Raw genomic sequence first — 15,759 nt, forward strand, 5'->3', positions numbered from 1 at the left:
AGCGAGCCGGTGACTGCCAGCGAGGACAGCGTCGCGAGTGCGTTGCTCGCCTGGTATGACCGTCACGCGCGCACGCTTCCATGGCGCAGCCCGCCTGGCGCGCCGCCGCCCGATGCGTATCGGGTGTGGTTGTCGGAAGTGATGCTGCAGCAGACCACCACCGCGGCGGTGGCGCCGTATTATCGGCGGTTCCTGGAACGGTGGCCGACCGTGGCGGATTTGGGGGCGGCCGACGAGGCTGACGTCATGGCGGCGTGGGCGGGGCTGGGTTACTACTCGCGCGCGCGCAACCTTATCGCCGCCGCCCGCGCAGTCGTGGAACGAGGCGGCTTTCCCGACAACGAGGCAGGGCTACGTGCGCTGCCGGGGGTGGGCGCTTACATCGCCGCTGCCGTAGCCGCGATCGCGTTCGAGCAACGCGCGGTGGTGGTTGATGCCAACGTCGAGCGGGTCGTTTCGCGGTTGTTCGCGATTGCCGATCCCTTGCCACAGGCCCGCAAGGCGATCCGCGTCCGCACGGACGAAATCACCCCCGCCCAGCGCGCGGGAGACTTTGCGCAAGCTATGATGGATCTGGGCGCGACCATCTGCACGCCGCGCCAACCCAGGTGCCTTGTCTGCCCGGTCGCGGGGTGGTGCGAGGCCCGCGCCGAAGGCGAGCCGGAACGCTATCCGGTCAAGGCCGCGAAGAAGACCAAACCCATGCGTACCGGCAGTGCTTTCTGGATCGAGCGCGGCGGGCATGTCTGGCTCATCCGGCGCGAGGGGCGGGGCATGCTGGGCGGGATGCGAGCCCTGCCGGGTGACGGCTGGTCGGCAGCCATTGACGGGTCAGGCGATGCGCCAATTGCCGCGGAGTGGACCTGCGTCGGCACGGTGCGCCACGGCTTCACGCACTTCGACCTTGAACTGACTATCCGGCGCGCCTCCGCCACGCAGGCACCTGCGGTCAATGGCGAATGGTGGCCGATCGATCGCCTGGGCGAGGCCGGTCTGCCGACCCTGTTCGCCAAGGCTGCCGCGCGCGTGCTCGGCTAGAGGATACCGCCGCCGAGCGACAACCGGATCGCGGCGATGACGATCACGACCAGGCAGAAGTTGCGCCCCTGGTTGGAGCGCGAGAGCGCCCCCAGACCTGCCCCAACGATGGCGATCGGCAACACGATCCAATTACCCCAGCCCAGAAACGGAATGGCCGAGGGGATGGCGAGCAGCAGGGCCACAATGCCGATGATGATCGAGAGAATGTTCAGCATGGTGTGCTGTATGGATAGGACACTCGCGCAACGCAAGGCCGATTGACCGGGCTGGTGGCTTGCCGCACATCCTGAAATGAAACCGATCAGTTCGAGGATGCAGATGGCTTTCAGGGAATTCGACATCGCGCAGTTGTCGCGCCGTTCGTTGCTGCGTTCAGGGGCGCTGCTGGGCGCCGGGGCGGCGTTGAGTGGGCTGCCGTTCGGCCGCGCGGCGTTTGCGCAGGCATCGACGCAGTGGGCGAACGTCGCAAAGCTTGCCAACGAGTACGTCGCCGCGCGCAAGGTCGCCAACATCGTCGCCGCGCTGGGCTGGGGCCAGCGGGATCCCGATGTCGTGTCCGTCGGCACGCTGGCCCTGGGCCAGGCGGCGCCGGCCGGCTTCGACAGCCTGTATCGCATCTATTCGATGACCAAGCCGGTCACCGGGATGGCAGCGATGATGCTGATCGACGAAGGCAAGCTGGGCCTTGATCAGCCGCTGGCGGAAATCCTGCCTGCCTTCGCGAATATGCAGGTGCAGAAGACCTATGATGGGTCGATCACCGATCTGGAGCCGGCGCAGCGGCCGATCACCATCCGCCACCTGCTGACCCATACGGCGGGCCTTGGTTATGCGATCGTCCAGAAAGGACCGATCAAGACCGCGTATGAAGATGCCGGCCTGGTCCCCGGGCAGGTGACCAAGCTGCCCATCGCCGCTGCCTTCGGGCGGGGCGAGGCGGTGCGCAGCCTCACGACCTTTGCCGATCGCCTGGCGACGATGCCACTGATCGCGCAGCCGGGGACGCGCTGGTCGTATTCGGTGGGATTGGACCTGCTCGGCCGGGTGATTGAGGTCGCTTCGGGCCAACCGTTCGACGCCTTTCTCAACGAGCGGATCTTCGATCCCGCTGGCATGACGAGCACCTGGTTCCAGGTTCCCGGGAGTGAGCTGGGCCGACTGACCACCAACTACGGCGTGCTGGATGGCCGCCTGCTGCCGATCGACCCGCCGACGCAGTCGATCTACGCCGATGCGCCGGCCTTTCCGATGGGCGGCGCGGGCCTGGTGTCGAGCGCGCGCGATTACGACCGCTTCCTGCGGATGCTGCTTGGCTATGGCAAGATCGACGGCAAGCGGGTGATGAGCGAGCTGGCGGTGCGGGTGGGCACATCCAACCTGCTGCCGGAAGGTGTCGATACCACGGGCACGTTCGCCGAAGGACAGGGGTTTGGCGCCGGCGGCCGGGTTGGGCTGGGTGAGCAGGCCGGCACCTATGGGTGGGGCGGGGCAGCCGGGACCGTGGCCTTCGTCGACATGAAGCGCGGTTTCCGCGCCACCATGATGACGCAATACATGTCGCTGACGCCGTACCCACTGACCGGGGAGTTCAATCGGGCTGTGCTGGCTGACCTTGCGGCAATGACGGGCCGGAAGGCCGCCGCGTGATCGCGTTCAGCGGCTCGCCGCTTGATCGGGCCGATCATCTGCGAACGGATCGCGAGGCGCTGGCAGAGCTGATGAACTGGCGGGCGCGGCTGCTGAAGCTGGACGGGTTGCTGCCGTCATACGATGCCGTCACGGGCGAGATCGATTGGGGCACGCTGGCCGATGCGCCGGAGGATGCCGAACTGGTGTTCCTGGGCTTGCTGGACGGCAAGGCCTGCTTCGCCGCGGTGCCAGCCGAGGGAGCCGACGGCCCCGCCTACGCCCAACCGCAAGTGTGGCAGGCGATGCAGGTGCTCTCGCCCAGCGATCTCGCGATCTACGGCGGCGCGCGCAGTCTGGTCGACTGGCATGCCAGGCATCGCTTCTGCGCCCGCTGCGGCAGCGGCACCGCGCTGGCTAAGGGTGGCTGGCAACGCGACTGCAGCGCGTGCGGCGCGGCGCATTTTCCTCGCACCGATCCTGTCACGATCATGCTGGTCGAACACGAGGGGCGCCTACTGCTGGGCCGCCAGCCGCGCTTTCCGCCAAGGGTTCATTCCGCGCTCGCGGGGTTCGTGGAGCCGGGCGAGACCATCGAGGAGGCGGTGGCCCGCGAAGTATTCGAGGAAGCGGGCGTGCGCGTGCGCGATGTGACCTATATCGCCAGCCAGCCGTGGCCATTCCCCAGCCAGCTGATGATCGGCTGTCACGCGCACGCAGACGACGATGCGATCACCGTGGACACGACCGAGCTAGAGGAGGCGCGCTGGTTCACCCGCGCCGAACTGGAAGACGCGCGGGAGGCGGGGCCAGAGGGCAACGAGACGCTGATCTTTCCCCGCTCCTGGGCGATCGCACATCACCTCGTCACCTGGTGGCTCGATCGATGAGGAAGGCGCCATGACTGAGCGAATCTCGATCGACATCTGGTCGGACGTCATGTGCCCGTGGTGCGTGATCGGTTACCAGCACCTCCGCCGCGCGCTCGACGATCTGGGCAGAGAGGTTGAAGCCGAGATCCGCTGGCTCCCGTTCGAGCTTAACCCAGACATGCCGCCCGAGGGCGAGGAGAGCCGCGCGCATATCGCGCGCAAGTATGGCCGCACCCCTTCAGAGGCCGCCGCCGGCGCAGGCATCATGGCCGAGCGTGCCCGCGCGGCAGGGTTTTCGTTCGACTACACCGGCGAGGGCGAGCCCCCCGTGACGATGATGTGGAACACCTTCGACGCGCACAAGCTGCTGTCCTGGACGGTCGCAAATGCCGGAGCTGCAGCGCAGATGCGGCTGGCATTGGCGCTGTTCGCGGCGCACTTCCAGCAGCGGCGGCGGATCGGTGACCGTGAGGTGCTGCTCGATGTCGCGGAGGCGTCTGGTCTTGACCGGGCCGCTGCCGCCGCCGCGCTCGATGACGCGGATCTCGCCGACGCCGTGCGCGCCGAGCAGCAGCACGCGTGGGACATGAACATCAGCGGCGTCCCCGCGATTATCTTCGACGGCAGGTTCCTGGTTCCCGGCGCTCAGGAACCCGAAACTTACGTCGATGTCATCCGCAAGGTGATCGCTCGCCGTTAGGGATCCGGCGTGGTCGGCATGGCGCCGATCGTCTTGTCGCCCTTCATCGCGTCCTGCTCAGGGTTGTCCGAGCCCTGCACGCGGTCAACCTCCTCTCCGGAGAGGGTCCCTTCGGCCGTGCGCTCTTCGGCGCGGGTGCCGACATCGCGCGCCAGATTGCCGCCAGCGCGGTCGTTCTGCGCTGTCGAACCGCCAGCGTTTTTCGCCATGGAGTCGATCAGGTCATTGTCGGAGTGGGGGTCGCGTTCGGTCATGTCTGGTCTCCTTATCACCAGACCAACGGGCCGCGCCTCGACAGAGTTCCGTTTGCGACTTTTAACGTATGCTGGATTGGAGGTGAGGCGAATGACCGCTCAATTCTGATCGCGCGTTGATCAAATCAGCCCCAGCTTCGTCAGGCGACCGTGCAAGCGCCCGGGAATCGCGACGCCGGGCTCCTCGCCGTCGGCCAGGTCGCGCGGAGCGTCCTTGTCCTCGAGATAGCGCCACCCCTGATGCGCCCGCTTGTGCTTGGGTTCGACCGGCACCAGCAGGGGGGCCAGGCGGATCGTCCAGTGGCTGTCGGGCCGCTGGACAAATCCCAGGATTTCCGAGCGCGCCACGATCGCGTGATCCAGGATCCAGAACAGCGAGCCGCCGATCATCTCCTCGTGCCTCTTGGGCAGGTAGCGCGTGTGCATGTGCGCCTCGTCGCCCGCCTCGACCCACTCCCGCAAGGCGTCCAGGCTCTTGGTCCGATAGGCGATCTTGGTCATGTGCAGCGGCATGGCAGGTCAGCCGACGACGCCGCTCGCCACCGCGAGGCCGAGGAACACGAAAAAGCCCATCGAGTCGGTGATCATGGTCACGAACACGCTGGAGGCGACCGCGGGATCCTGGTCGAGCCTCTCGAAGATCACCGGAACCGCCACGCCGGCAAAGCCCGCCACGACGATATTGATCAACATCGCGGCAGCGATCACCAGGCCAAGCTGCGGATTGAACAACAGGGCGGTGGCGATCCCGATCAGGACCGCGACCGTCGCCCCGTTGGCGAGCGCCACGCGCATCTCGCGCCACAGCATCCGCCGGGTGTTGGCGCGGGTGAGCTGGTTCATCGCGATCGCGCGGACGGTGACCGCCATCGTCTGGGTGCCGGCATTGCCGCCGATGCTGGCGACGATCGGCATCAGCACCGCCAGCGCCACCAGTTTTTCGATCGCCGCGCCGAACAAGGCGATGATCGTGCTGGCCACCACCGCGGTTCCAAGGTTGGCGACCAGCCAGCGCACCCGCGCCACGTAAGCGTCGCGGATGGGTTCGTTGATGTCGCCATCGCCCGCGCCCGACAGCAGCAACACGTCCTCGCCCGCTTCTTCGGAGATGATATGGACCACGTCGTCAGCGGTCATCTGGCCGACCAGCCGCCCGCTTTCGTCCACCACCGCGGCTGAAATCAGCGCGTATTTCTGGAACATGTTGCCGACTTCTTCCTGATCGGCGGTAACCGGGATCAGCGTCTGGTCGCGCTTCATCACATCGCTCAGCGCGATGTGGCGCGGCGTGCGCAGGATCCACGAAAGTTGGCAGGTGCCGACCGGCTTGTGCGCCGGATCCACCACGAACACTTCCCAGAAGTCGGTGGGCAGTTCGTCTCCCTGGGTGTCCCGCAGAAAGTCGATCAGATCCCCGACCGTCAGGTGTTCCGGCACCGCGACGAACGCGCGGCTCATCAGGCGACCGGCGGTTTCTTCGGGATAGGCGAGCGCGCTTTCGATCGCCGCCCGGTCTTCCGGCTCCATCTCGGCCAGGATCGCCGCCTGGTCCGCGGGCTCCAGGTCCTCGAGCAATTGGACCGCGTCGTCGGTGTCGAGCTGCTCGGCGATCTCCGCGACGGCGCCCGGCGCGAGTGCCTCGATCATGTCGTCGCGGACGTGATCGTTGAGTTCCGCGATGACCTCGCCGCTCATCAGGTCGGTGATCGCGGCGGCGAGCAGCGGGCGCTCGTCGGCTTCCAGCAGCTCGAACAAGTCGGCCACGTCGGCCGGGTGAAGCGGTTCGACCAGGTCGTACACGCGGCCCTTGTCGCCGGCCTCCAGCGCTTCTCGAACGCTGCGCAGGTAGCCCGGTTTGAGCCGGTTCTCCTCGTCGTGGCGCTCGTCGTCGATCCGGTCGTCAGGGCGGCCGGCTTCATCGCCGGCGCGCAATTCCGCGTCCATGATCTGCTCGTCCGCCATCCCGCTAGGCGTCTAGGCGCGGGCCGCCGAAACGCAAGCGACGGGTGACAACGCTTTTGGGCTGACTATATCGGCCGCATATTATTCAGGAGACACAATGATGACCGCCGAAACACTGACGTTCACACTCGATACCGGCAACGGTGAAGGCGGCGACGTTGTCATTCGCCTGCGTAACGACCTCGCGCCTGGCCATGTCGAACGGATCACCGAACTCGCGCGCGAAGGGTTTTATGACGGCGTGCTCTTCCACCGCGTGATCCCCGGGTTCATGGCGCAGGGCGGCGACCCGACGGGCACGGGGATGAGCGGCAGCAGCAAACCCGACCTGAAACAGGAATTCAGCGCCGAGCCGCACGTTCGCGGCACGTGTTCCATGGCGCGCACCAACGATCCCAACAGCGCCAACAGCCAGTTCTTCATCTGCTTCGACGACGCGCGGTTCCTTGACCGTCAGTACACGGTGTGGGGCCAGGTCGAGAGCGGGATGGAGCACGTCGACGCGCTGCCCAAGGGCGAGCCGCCGCGCAATCCGGGCAAGATCGTCAAGGCCACAGTGGGTTAGATCCCTCCGCCGGGTCGCATGGAGGAAACCGGGCAACAGGCCGCGCCGTCGCTGCCGCGTACTCCGCGGATGCGATACTGGCGGCCTGCTCCCGAATTGACTCCGCTGGTCAGCGGATACCACCTCTACGCGCTGGCGCCGCCCGATGGGGAGCGCCAGCGTGACGTGTTCCAGCCGGCCTGGCCGAGCTTGCGGTTCGCGCTCGGTGCGAACGACTGGTGCGTGCGGCAACCGGGCGAGGGGTGGCGCAAGGTGCCGACCCGATCGGTGTTCGGCCCCAGCAGCAGGATCACCTGGTCGGAATCGGGGCCCGGCCTCGTCGTCGGGATCGGTTTGCGGCCGCGCGGGTGGTCACGGCTGGCGAGGGTCAACGCTGCCGCTTGGGCCGACCGGGTAGGGCGGGCGGAAGATGTGTTCGCCTTCGATACGGCCTCGCTCGCAGCGAGCCTGGAACGGGCGCTGGACGACCCTGAAGTCCCCGCGCTGTTCGATGCCTTCCTGCGCGCACATCTCGGTCCGCCTGACGAACGGGACGCGGTTGTTGGCATGATCGAAGCGGCCTTGCTCGACCCGGAACTGGCGACCGTTGCGGCGCTGGCCGAGCGAACCGGCATCTCGCCCCGTACGCTTGAACGGTTGAGCCAGAAGGCTTTCGGGTTCGCGCCCAAGATGTTGCTGCGCCGGGCGCGCTTCCTGCGTTCGCTTCACGCGATGGCGCAATTGCCGGCGGCAGACCGGGCGCGGTCGATCGATCTGGCTTACACGGATTATTCCCATTTCGTGCGCGATGCGCGACATTTTCTGGGGATGAGCCCGCAGGCTTTCCTCAAGCTCGACACGCCGCTGCTGCGCCAGTCACTGATCCTGCGCCAGATGGTGCTCGGCGCTCCGGCACAAGCTCTTGCCGCCGACGAGGACGGCTAGAGCCCGGCGTCGACCAGCCAATCGTGGAACAGCCGCACGGGACGTTGTTCCAGGTCGCGTGGGCGGCAGACGAACCAATAGGAATAGGGGCTGGGCACGTCGACATCGAACAGCCGGGCGAGGCGCTTGTCGCCCGCGCGCTTGAAATGGTCGTCGTGCATGATCGCGATGCCGAGTCCCTGTGCCGCCGCCTCCAGCAGCAACTGCCCTGAATCGTAATGGTCCACTGCCGCCGGTTCGAACGTCTTCAATCCCATCGCATCGCGCCAGGTGCCGAAGCTGTCGGGCAACTCGTTGTGCACCAGGAACGTCTGTCTGGACAGCTTCACGGTGTCCGGCGTGGAGCCGATTTCCGCCGCAAGCTCGCGCGAGGCGATGGCGTAGACGCTGTTGTGATCGAGCCGCACGGCGTGAAGCGAGGGGTCGGGCTGCTGGAGCAGCAGGATCGCGGCATCGAGCGTGTCGCCCACCCGGTCGAGCAGATGCGGCCCTGTGTCGATGTCGATATGCAGACGCGGATGCAGCTTGCGCAATTCCCCCAGCCGCGGAAACAGGCGCTGGCCGCCGAACAACGGCAATACGCCGAGGTGCAGGCGCATGACCCCCAGGTTGTCCGATTGCGATTCGACCGCGGCGGCCAGCGCCTCGATATGCGGAGCCACGGCGTCATAAAACGCGCGCCCTTCATCGGTCAGCTGCATTGCCTGATGTGCGCGGGTGAACAGCTTGCGCCCGACGAATTCTTCCAGCGTGCCGATCCGGCGCGACAGGGCCGAAGGGCTGAGGCCCAGTTCAGCCGCTGCCGCCCGCGCCGAACCCAGGCGGACAACCCGCAAAAACGCCTCTAGGGCGCGCAACGGAGGTAAACGGCGGCTCATGGGCGGAACTTGCGAGCACGCGGCCTGCTTGTCGAGCCGCTTTTTCTCGCACTTGCGAAGAAGGGTTATTCTTCCGCTTCGCTGACAACTTCCGGCGGGTGAAGCCGCAGGCGCTTCACGTGCGTTTCGTCCGCGTCGGTCACTTCCATGCGCCAGCCGCTCGGATGCGTGACGATCGTACCCACCCGCGGAACCGATTCCGCCAGCACGAAGGCAAGCCCGCCAAGCGTGTCGACGGCCTCCTCCACTTCCGCCAGGCGGGGATCGATCTGCTCGGCCACATCATCAAGCTCGGCGCGGGCATCGCAATCCCACATGCCGTCCGGGAGCGGGATGATCCACTCCTCGGCCTCGTCGTCATGCTCATCCTCGATGTCGCCGACGATTTCCTCCACCAGGTCTTCGATCGTGATCAACCCGTCGGTGCCGGAGTATTCGTCAAGCACGACCGCCAGGTGAACCCGCTGCTGACGCATGTCGGCGAGAACATCGAGCGCGTTACGCGCCTGCGGCACGAACAGCGGCTGCCGCATCAGCGTGGTCCAGTCCGCGGGCGGCAACGCACCATTGGCAATGATGGGGAACACATCCTTGATGTGCATCATCCCGATCACCTCATCGAGCGTGTCCCGGTAGACCAGCAGCCTCGAGTGACCATGTTCGGCGAACGCCGCGACGACCTCTTCCCACGTGGCAGACGCGTTGAGGGCGACGATCTGGCCGCGCGGGATGGCAACGTCGTCGGCGTCGTGTTCGGAAAAGTGCAGCAGGTTCTTGACCATCTGCCGCTCGACCTGATTGAGATCACCGTCAGTTGGCGCAGCGTCGTCCTCGTCGCCGCGGGCGGCCGAGTGCTCGTCGATCGCGTCTTCCAGCTGCGCGCGCAGCGAACGGGTGCCATCGTCGGCGTCGAAGAAGCGCCGGATGGTATGCCACAGGCTGCGGTTACTGTCCGGGTCTCCGGATTGTTGGTCGGTGTCGGCCATAGCCTTGGTGAATGTCCCCCTAGGTCAGCCGTTCCCGTATGGGTCGGCGATTTTCATCAAAGCAAGCGCCTTAGTCTCAAGCGCTTCCATTGTCTCCGCCTCGCCATCGGCTTGATGGTCGTGGCCGGCAAGGTGGAGCAAGCCGTGTACCAGCAAGTGCGCGGCGTGATGATCGAGCGGCACACCCTTGGCCTTGGCCTCGCGGCAGCACGTTTCATAAGCGAGGGCGATATCGCCCAGCATCTCCGGTCCGCCGTCGGGTTCCATGGCGAGGAGGTCGTCCCGCGCGATCATCGGAAACGACAGCACGTTGGTGGGCGCGTCCTTCATCCGCCATTCGCGATTCAGTGCCTGCACTTCCTCGTCCACCGTAAACAGGACATCCGCCGTCAGTCGCTGATTGGCGAGTTCCGGCGCGACTTGCAGGGTCGCCTCCAGAACGCGCTCGGCAAGGTCGGGCCAGTCAACCGTGCCCGGCCAGCCGTCAATCTCGATGTCGAGCGCCATCATTCCGCCGGCGGGCCTTCATAGGCGTCGACAATCCGCCCGACGATGGGGTGACGAACGACGTCGGCCGAGGTGAAGCGGCTGACTGCGATGCCCTCGATGCCTTCCAGCTTGTCGACTGCATCAGCAAGGCCGCTCATCCGGTCGCCGCCCGGGATGTCGACCTGCTTCGGGTCGCCGCAGACCACCATCTGGCTGTTCTGGCCGAAGCGGGTGAGGAACATTTTCATCTGTTCGCGCGTGGTGTTCTGCGCCTCGTCCAGGATCACGAATGCGTCGGCCAGCGTACGCCCGCGCATGAACGCGATCGGCGCGACCTCGATCACCCCGCTCGCGATGTGCCGTTCGACCTGTTCCGGCGGCAGGCAATCGTAAAGCGCGTCGTACAGCGGGCGAAGATAGGGATCGACCTTCTCCTTCATGTCGCCGGGCAGGAAGCCGAGCTTCTCGCCCGCTTCCACCGCAGGACGCGACAGGATCAGCCGCTGGACGCTGCCCGTGATCAGCTGGCTGACCGCCTGGGCGACCGCGAGATAAGTCTTGCCGGTTCCCGCCGGACCCAATGCGAAGATGATATCCGCGCTGGCCAGCTGGCCCATGTAGGGGATCTGACCCGCGCTGCGCGGGACAATGGTCTTGCGCCGGGTACGAATCATCACGCCGGGATTGTCGCCCCCGCCGCGTACGATGCCTTCCAGCGTCGGTTCGACCGACATCGCGATTAGCCCCTCGATCGCGCCGGCCTCGAGCTGCTGACCTACCGCGAGCCGGTCGTACATCGCCTGCAAGGTGTCGCGGGCACGCGCTACGGCATCCTCGCTACCCTCGATCTGCACGCGCTCGCCGCGAGCCGAGATGAACACACCCAGGCGGTTTTCCACCTGCACCAGATTGGCGTCGAACTGGCCGAACAGGGGGCCCAGCAGGCGCTGGTCTTCGAAAGTGATCTCGCTGCGCGCGCGCCGGCTGGCGCCAGTGGCGGGAGGGATCGGGGTGGCGCCATCGGCGCGGGCAGGTTTGCGAGCCATGCGCTTGTGAGGCGCTCCTTTCATGTCCGAGTCGGGAGGATGAGTGTCTCGCGCCGGCGAGGCAACCACCGAGCCCGGCGAGTACGGTGGATAAGCCTCAGGCGAACGCTGGTTCCCGGACGCGGCCTTCGATCGAGTTGGGCCCCGCTTCCAGCAATTCGACTTCGACGATGTCGCCGATCGCGTGATCGCCTTCGAACCAGACCGATTGCAGCCAGGGAGACTTGCCGAGCCATTGGCCAGGCTTCTTGCCGCGTCGCTCGATCAGGACCGAACATGTCCGACCGACACTCGCCTGATTAAACGCGAGCTGGTCGCGGTTCAGCGCCGCCTGCAGTCGCTGAAGGCGGTGTTCCATCTGTTCCTGGCTGACGTGATCGCCCATCGACGCCGCCGGTGTGCCGGGGCGGGGGGAGTACTTGAAGCTGAACGCCTGCGCATAACCCACCGCGTCGACCACACGCAGCGTCTGCTCGAAATCCGCGTCGGTCTCGCCTGGAAAACCGACGATAAAATCCCCTGACAAAGCAATGTCCTGGCGCACGGCGCGCACCCGGTCGAGCAAGCGCAGGTAGCTGTCGCACGAGTGGCTGCGGTTCATCGCCTTGAGCACCCGGTCCGATCCGCTCTGCACCGGAACGTGCAGAAACGGCATCAGCTTCTCGACCTCGCCATGGCAACGAATCAGGTCGTCGGTGAAGTCGTTCGGGTGGCTGGTGGTGTAGCGGATCCGCTGGAGTTCCGGGATCCGTGCGATCTCCCTGATCACGCCGTCCAGCCCGCAGTCGTTCCCTCGCGCATCGGCGCCGCGCCAGGCGTTGACGTTCTGGCCGAGCAAGGTGATCTCCCGGGCGCCGCCGTCCACCAGCAGTCGCGCCTCGGCGATCAGGTCCGCGAACGGCCGGGAGATCTCGGCGCCGCGGGTGTAGGGCACGACGCAATATGTGCAGAACTTGTCGCACCCCTCCTGCACCGTCAGAAACGCGCTCGGGCCGCTGCGGCGGCGCGCGGGCAGGGCATCGAACTTGGCGATCGGTGGCATGTCGGTGTCGCTGGCGCGTTCGCCCGCAACCGCGCGATCGAGCATCTCCGGCAGGCGGTGATAGGCTTGCGGTCCCACGACCATGCTGACCGCGGGGGCGCGCGCCATGATCTCGTCGCCCTCCGCCTGCGCGACGCAGCCGGCGACCGCTATCAACGGGCGCTTGCCCGCCGCGTCGCCGGTCTTCACGAGCCGGCCGATATCGGAATAAACCTTTTCGGACGCTCGCTCGCGGATGTGGCACGTATTCAGCACCACCAGATCGGCTTCCTCTCCGTCCGCGGCGGGGGCGATGCCGCGCGCGGCGAGCAGCTCGGCCATGCGCTCGCCGTCGTAGACGTTCATCTGGCAGCCGAAGCTCTTGACCCGGTAGGTCTTGGGAGGCGGTACGGGGGACATGGGGCCGGGCGGTTAACCGAAAACGCGCGCCGAGGCTAGCGCGCCAGCGCCTCGGCCAGTCGGCTTCTCGCGGTGGCGGAGATTGCCTTGCGATCGGCAAGCGCGGTGTCTTCGAGCGGGGTGAGGAACCTGAGCGTCAGCCGAACCGGCCGCAGCCGCGCCAGGATTCGCTTGAAATTGTCCAGTCCGTGCTCCTCGCCAACCCAGGCGATCTGCGCTGCGTCTTCATAGGCGATCAACACCGGCTGGACCACCGCGCCCGGCGGCAGCGGATCGAGCGCGGACAGGAGAGCCGACTTGAACGGCAGCAAGCCGGTCCCGTCACTGGTGGTGCCTTCGGGAAACACGGTCAGGCAGCCGCGCCCGGCCATGGCATCGCGGACCTGCTGGACCTGGCGGCCGATCGACGCTCGATCGTGGCGCGCGATGAACACCGTGTCGTTCATCTCGCACAGCCATTTCAGAAACGGAAATGCGGCCAGTCCGTCATGAGCGACGAACGCGCTGCCGGTCGCGTGGGCGAGGGCAGGTATGTCGAGCCAACTGACGTGGTTCGCGAGCAGCAGTGCGCCCTTGACCGGCCGACCTTCGATCCGCAGGTGCAGTCCAGCGATCATCCCGATGCCGGAGAGAAATACCCGCGGCCACCAGCGGCCCAGGTTCAGCAAACGCCACAGCAGGTGCAGCGGCGTGCACGCCAGCAGCAACCCCAGCATGAGAAGCAGGCGAAAGCCGATCAGCCCCCACCCCAGGGGGTGAATGCGCCGAACGGGGAGCGCGTGGGCCATCAGTCTTCGCGGTCGAGCCGGACCCCGTAAAGCTCCATCCGGTGATCGACCAGCCGATAGCCAAGCTTCGCCGCGATCTGACGCTGGAGAGCCTCCAGTTCCGGATCGACGAACTCGATCACCTTGCCGCTTTCCACGTCGATCAGATGGTCATGGTGCGCTTCGGGGGCCGCTTCATAGCGGGCGCGGCCGTCGCCGAAATCGTGCCGGTCCAGAATTCCGGCCTCTTCGAACAGGCGGACCGTGCGGTACACGGTTGCGATCGAAATCTTCGGGTCGATGGCGGCAGCGCGCTTGTGCAGCAGTTCGACGTCCGGATGATCGTCGCTTTCCGACAAAACGCGCGCGATAACGCGCCGCTGTTCGGTGATCCGCAGGCCGCGCTCGGCGCACAGTTGTTCAAGGTCGATCGGCTGGTGCAACTGTGCGGGTCCGCTTGTTTAGAAGGTCGTCCCGGAGCCTACCGCCCCGGGACACGCTTCTCAAGCTCAGCTTAGCCGATCTCAGGCGGCAGCGGTCTTCTTCCGGCGACCGCGCTTTTGACCAGGTTTGCGGCCGAGTCCGATCTTCTTCGCCAGGTCGCGGCGGGTTTCGGCGTATTCGGGCGCGACCATCGGATAATCGGCATTGAGGCCCCAGCGCTGGCGATAGTCGTCAGGTGTCATGCCATGCTCGGTCATCAGGTGACGCTTGAGCATCTTCATCTTCTTGCCGTCTTCCAGGCAGACGAGGTGATCGCGCTTGACGGAAGCGCGGACGGTGACCGCAGGTTCGGGACGCTCCTCCTCAACCGGAGCACTGCCGCCCAGGTTTGCGAGCGCGGTGTAGACTGTCGAGATAAGCGCCGGCACTTCTTCGACAGAAATGGTGTTATTGCTGACGTGCGCTGCGACGATGTCGGAAGTGAGCGTGATCAACATCTCCGACGTGTCGTTTTCAGTGTTATCCATGGCTAAGCCTCTTGATTCATTAGTATTGCAGGCGGGCGACCGGTCTAAAACCTCACCGCGCCTGTGCCCTGATGCATTCTACGCCATCTTACAAGCGAACACTCTAAGCTTCATCAACCTGCAGTGTGGTCGTTTGTTCGCTAGATCGCGACGCCGAATGTAATTGCGTCCAGCTTGCTGCCGTCAGGCAGGCGGTAGTAATCCTTGCGCCGGCCGATCGGCTGAAAACCCATGGATCGGTAAAGTTGTTCGGCCGGGTTATTGAACCGCATTTCCAGGAACACCCGATCGGCGCCCCGACTTCGGGCATCGGCCATGACCTGCTCGAGCAGGACCCGTCCCAGTCCCTTGCCCCGATGCCCGGGCACGACCCCGATCAGCAGCAGCTCTTCCTCACCGGGCGCTGCGCGGACGAGCGTGAACCCGGCTGCAGGTGCGCTGCCCGAGGGCGGCATGCCATCGGCAGCAATCAGGCGGCAGTGCGTGTGCGCGAACGCCAATGAGTCCGCGATCTGACGGCGGGTCCATGCCTCCGCCCACGCAGGGTCGAAAGCCGCGTCCATCACCGCCATGATGCGATCGAGATCATCCTCGTTCACGCAGGAAGTCTCGCGTCGGGGCCACGGCCATAGATGGGCGTCACGACCGGGCTGAACAGCGCTGGATCGAGCAGGCCGATGCGGGAGGCGTCGGGCAACTGATCGCGCGCGGGAACACGATGTTCGAGGACCTCCGCCAATGCGGCTGCCTGCGATCCCGCTAGGGGTCGGTCCCCGCCGCGAGCGACGGCCGCTTGCGGGGTGCATGACGCGAGGTCGCCATCCGGCCGGCCGTGGCGGACAAAGTCCTGCACAAACCATTCCCCGTGCCCGCCGCTCATGCAGACGGTCAGTGACGACCAACCTTCGTCCTCTGATGCGATCGCCGCCACCAGCGCCAGCGTCGGATAGCCGAACACAGGAGCGCTCCACGCGTACCCGAGCGCCTTGGCCGTGGCGATGCCGATCCGGACGCCGGTAAAGCTGCCCGCGCCCAGCGAGACGACGATACGGTCGGCCCGGCCTCGTTCGGGAAGAGCGGCGATCATCGGCACTAGGTGTTCCGCATGACCGCGTCCCAGCACCCGGTGATCGGCCGCGATGAGACCGCCTTCGTCAATCAGCGCGACGGAACACGCTTCGGTCGCACAGTCGATAGCCAGGGTACGCATCATGGCGCGCCGATGCACGGCGCGGGT

The 15,759-nt window shown here is 66.1% G+C and carries 20 protein-coding genes; 6 read left to right on the forward strand and 14 right to left on the reverse strand.

From position 1 onward, the window contains the following. Nucleotides 1-9: 9 nt before the first annotated feature. On the forward strand, nucleotides 10-1,038 hold the full coding sequence (mutY, locus tag E0504_RS19220) for an A/G-specific adenine glycosylase (protein ID WP_131625338.1): 1,029 nt from the start codon (nucleotides 10-12) through the stop codon (nucleotides 1,036-1,038). On the opposite strand, the gene E0504_RS51315 is transcribed toward mutY, so the two are convergent. After that, on the reverse strand, nucleotides 1,035-1,382 hold the full coding sequence (locus E0504_RS51315; protein WP_207974484.1) for a hypothetical protein: 348 nt from the start codon (nucleotides 1,380-1,382) through the stop codon (nucleotides 1,035-1,037). The two genes, mutY and E0504_RS51315, sit on opposite strands and share 4 nt — an antisense overlap. Here E0504_RS51315 and E0504_RS19230 point away from each other — a divergent pair. Genes E0504_RS19230 through E0504_RS19240 form a run of 3 tightly spaced genes read left to right on the forward strand, consistent with a single transcriptional unit; the run spans nucleotide 1,360 to nucleotide 4,239 of the window. Continuing rightward, the gene (locus tag E0504_RS19230) at nucleotides 1,360-2,688 is read left to right on the forward strand and encodes a serine hydrolase (protein ID WP_131625339.1); all 1,329 of its coding nucleotides are present in this window, start codon (nucleotides 1,360-1,362) and stop codon (nucleotides 2,686-2,688) included. The two genes, E0504_RS51315 and E0504_RS19230, sit on opposite strands and share 23 nt — an antisense overlap. Further along, nucleotides 2,685-3,557: an NAD(+) diphosphatase gene (gene nudC / locus E0504_RS19235; RefSeq protein WP_207974485.1), complete on the forward strand. Its 873-nt coding sequence runs from the start codon at nucleotides 2,685-2,687 to the stop codon at nucleotides 3,555-3,557. Before E0504_RS19230 ends, nudC begins: the two co-directional genes overlap by 4 nt. Before the next feature lie 10 nt (nucleotides 3,558-3,567). Beyond that, a complete protein-coding gene (locus E0504_RS19240; RefSeq protein ID WP_131625340.1) occupies nucleotides 3,568-4,239 on the forward strand; it encodes a DsbA family oxidoreductase in 672 nt (223 codons plus the stop codon). On the opposite strand, the gene E0504_RS19245 is transcribed toward E0504_RS19240, so the two are convergent. From E0504_RS19245 to mgtE, 3 genes are all read right to left on the reverse strand, one after another. Then, nucleotides 4,236-4,493 carry a hypothetical protein gene (locus tag E0504_RS19245; protein ID WP_131625341.1) on the reverse strand — a complete coding sequence of 86 codons (258 nt, stop codon included), beginning with the start codon at nucleotides 4,491-4,493 and terminating at the stop codon, nucleotides 4,236-4,238. The genes E0504_RS19240 and E0504_RS19245 overlap by 4 nt on opposite strands. Before the next feature lie 120 nt (nucleotides 4,494-4,613). Then, nucleotides 4,614-5,006 (reverse strand): DUF1489 family protein, encoded by a 393-nt coding sequence (locus E0504_RS19250; RefSeq protein WP_131625342.1) that lies wholly within the window; start codon nucleotides 5,004-5,006, stop codon nucleotides 4,614-4,616. Between the two features lie 6 nt (nucleotides 5,007-5,012). Continuing rightward, nucleotides 5,013-6,455: a magnesium transporter gene (mgtE, locus tag E0504_RS19255; RefSeq protein ID WP_131625343.1), complete on the reverse strand. Its 1,443-nt coding sequence runs from the start codon at nucleotides 6,453-6,455 to the stop codon at nucleotides 5,013-5,015. A 100-nt stretch (nucleotides 6,456-6,555) separates the two neighbouring features. Here mgtE and E0504_RS19260 point away from each other — a divergent pair, with 100 nt between their 5' ends. Then, complete coding sequence (locus E0504_RS19260; protein WP_131625693.1) at nucleotides 6,556-7,020, forward strand: peptidylprolyl isomerase; 465 nt, start codon at nucleotides 6,556-6,558, stop codon at nucleotides 7,018-7,020. A gap of 18 nt (nucleotides 7,021-7,038) precedes the next feature. Further along, a complete protein-coding gene (locus E0504_RS19265) occupies nucleotides 7,039-7,944 on the forward strand; it encodes a helix-turn-helix domain-containing protein (RefSeq protein WP_131625344.1) in 906 nt (301 codons plus the stop codon). Here the strand turns inward: E0504_RS19265 and E0504_RS19270 are convergent. The 10 genes from E0504_RS19270 to tsaB all read right to left on the reverse strand — a co-directional run bounded on the left by E0504_RS19270 (nucleotide 7,941) and on the right by tsaB (nucleotide 15,735). Continuing rightward, nucleotides 7,941-8,822: a LysR substrate-binding domain-containing protein gene (locus tag E0504_RS19270; RefSeq protein ID WP_131625345.1), complete on the reverse strand. Its 882-nt coding sequence runs from the start codon at nucleotides 8,820-8,822 to the stop codon at nucleotides 7,941-7,943. The genes E0504_RS19265 and E0504_RS19270 overlap by 4 nt on opposite strands. A 65-nt stretch (nucleotides 8,823-8,887) precedes the next feature. Continuing rightward, nucleotides 8,888-9,808 carry a hemolysin family protein gene (locus E0504_RS19275; protein WP_131625346.1) on the reverse strand — a complete coding sequence of 307 codons (921 nt, stop codon included), beginning with the start codon at nucleotides 9,806-9,808 and terminating at the stop codon, nucleotides 8,888-8,890. A gap of 24 nt (nucleotides 9,809-9,832) precedes the next feature. Next, the gene (ybeY, locus tag E0504_RS19280) at nucleotides 9,833-10,315 is read right to left on the reverse strand and encodes an rRNA maturation RNase YbeY (protein WP_131625694.1); all 483 of its coding nucleotides are present in this window, start codon (nucleotides 10,313-10,315) and stop codon (nucleotides 9,833-9,835) included. After that, nucleotides 10,315-11,343: a PhoH family protein gene (locus tag E0504_RS19285; RefSeq protein WP_131625347.1), complete on the reverse strand. Its 1,029-nt coding sequence runs from the start codon at nucleotides 11,341-11,343 to the stop codon at nucleotides 10,315-10,317. The genes ybeY and E0504_RS19285 overlap by 1 nt, the downstream gene beginning before the upstream one ends. A gap of 97 nt (nucleotides 11,344-11,440) precedes the next feature. After that, complete coding sequence (miaB, locus tag E0504_RS19290) at nucleotides 11,441-12,784, reverse strand: tRNA (N6-isopentenyl adenosine(37)-C2)-methylthiotransferase MiaB (protein WP_131625348.1); 1,344 nt, start codon at nucleotides 12,782-12,784, stop codon at nucleotides 11,441-11,443. Nucleotides 12,785-12,819: 35 nt separating this feature from the next. Then, on the reverse strand, nucleotides 12,820-13,572 hold the full coding sequence (locus E0504_RS19295) for a 1-acyl-sn-glycerol-3-phosphate acyltransferase (RefSeq protein ID WP_131625349.1): 753 nt from the start codon (nucleotides 13,570-13,572) through the stop codon (nucleotides 12,820-12,822). Further along, the gene (locus E0504_RS19300; protein WP_131625350.1) at nucleotides 13,572-13,994 is read right to left on the reverse strand and encodes a Fur family transcriptional regulator; all 423 of its coding nucleotides are present in this window, start codon (nucleotides 13,992-13,994) and stop codon (nucleotides 13,572-13,574) included. Before E0504_RS19300 ends, E0504_RS19295 begins: the two co-directional genes overlap by 1 nt. Nucleotides 13,995-14,075: 81 nt before the next feature. Next, nucleotides 14,076-14,522 carry a MucR family transcriptional regulator gene (locus tag E0504_RS19305; protein WP_131625351.1) on the reverse strand — a complete coding sequence of 149 codons (447 nt, stop codon included), beginning with the start codon at nucleotides 14,520-14,522 and terminating at the stop codon, nucleotides 14,076-14,078. Nucleotides 14,523-14,662: 140 nt separating this feature from the next. Next, the gene (locus E0504_RS19310) at nucleotides 14,663-15,121 is read right to left on the reverse strand and encodes a GNAT family N-acetyltransferase (RefSeq protein ID WP_207974490.1); all 459 of its coding nucleotides are present in this window, start codon (nucleotides 15,119-15,121) and stop codon (nucleotides 14,663-14,665) included. Then, nucleotides 15,118-15,735: a tRNA (adenosine(37)-N6)-threonylcarbamoyltransferase complex dimerization subunit type 1 TsaB gene (gene tsaB / locus E0504_RS19315; protein WP_207974491.1), complete on the reverse strand. Its 618-nt coding sequence runs from the start codon at nucleotides 15,733-15,735 to the stop codon at nucleotides 15,118-15,120. Before tsaB ends, E0504_RS19310 begins: the two co-directional genes overlap by 4 nt. Between the last annotated feature and the right edge of the window lie 24 nt (nucleotides 15,736-15,759).

This window comes from Parafrankia sp. BMG5.11 (assembly GCF_004337455.1).

Bases quoted from the DNA above. Each gene is read 5' to 3' on its own strand.
- E0504_RS19275 (WP_131625346.1), bottom strand. From the start codon at position 9,808: ATGGCCGACACCGACCAACAATCCGGAGACCCGGACAGTAACCGCAGC.
- E0504_RS19260 (WP_131625693.1), top strand. From the start codon at position 6,556: ATGACCGCCGAAACACTGACGTTCACACTCGATACCGGCAACGGTGAA.
- E0504_RS19240 (WP_131625340.1), top strand. From the start codon at position 3,568: ATGACTGAGCGAATCTCGATCGACATCTGGTCGGACGTCATGTGCCCG.
- E0504_RS51315 (WP_207974484.1), bottom strand. From the start codon at position 1,382: ATGTCGAATTCCCTGAAAGCCATCTGCATCCTCGAACTGATCGGTTTC.
- miaB (WP_131625348.1), bottom strand. From the start codon at position 12,784: ATGTCCCCCGTACCGCCTCCCAAGACCTACCGGGTCAAGAGCTTCGGC.
- E0504_RS19230 (WP_131625339.1), top strand. From the start codon at position 1,360: ATGGCTTTCAGGGAATTCGACATCGCGCAGTTGTCGCGCCGTTCGTTG.
- E0504_RS19295 (WP_131625349.1), bottom strand. From the start codon at position 13,572: ATGGCCCACGCGCTCCCCGTTCGGCGCATTCACCCCCTGGGGTGGGGG.
- E0504_RS19265 (WP_131625344.1), top strand. From the start codon at position 7,039: ATGGAGGAAACCGGGCAACAGGCCGCGCCGTCGCTGCCGCGTACTCCG.
- E0504_RS19250 (WP_131625342.1), bottom strand. From the start codon at position 5,006: ATGCCGCTGCACATGACCAAGATCGCCTATCGGACCAAGAGCCTGGAC.
- E0504_RS19270 (WP_131625345.1), bottom strand. From the start codon at position 8,822: ATGAGCCGCCGTTTACCTCCGTTGCGCGCCCTAGAGGCGTTTTTGCGG.
- tsaB (WP_207974491.1), bottom strand. From the start codon at position 15,735: ATGATGCGTACCCTGGCTATCGACTGTGCGACCGAAGCGTGTTCCGTC.
- ybeY (WP_131625694.1), bottom strand. From the start codon at position 10,315: ATGGCGCTCGACATCGAGATTGACGGCTGGCCGGGCACGGTTGACTGG.
- E0504_RS19245 (WP_131625341.1), bottom strand. From the start codon at position 4,493: ATGACCGAACGCGACCCCCACTCCGACAATGACCTGATCGACTCCATG.
- mgtE (WP_131625343.1), bottom strand. From the start codon at position 6,455: ATGGCGGACGAGCAGATCATGGACGCGGAATTGCGCGCCGGCGATGAA.
- E0504_RS19305 (WP_131625351.1), bottom strand. From the start codon at position 14,522: ATGGATAACACTGAAAACGACACGTCGGAGATGTTGATCACGCTCACT.
- E0504_RS19285 (WP_131625347.1), bottom strand. From the start codon at position 11,343: ATGGCTCGCAAACCTGCCCGCGCCGATGGCGCCACCCCGATCCCTCCC.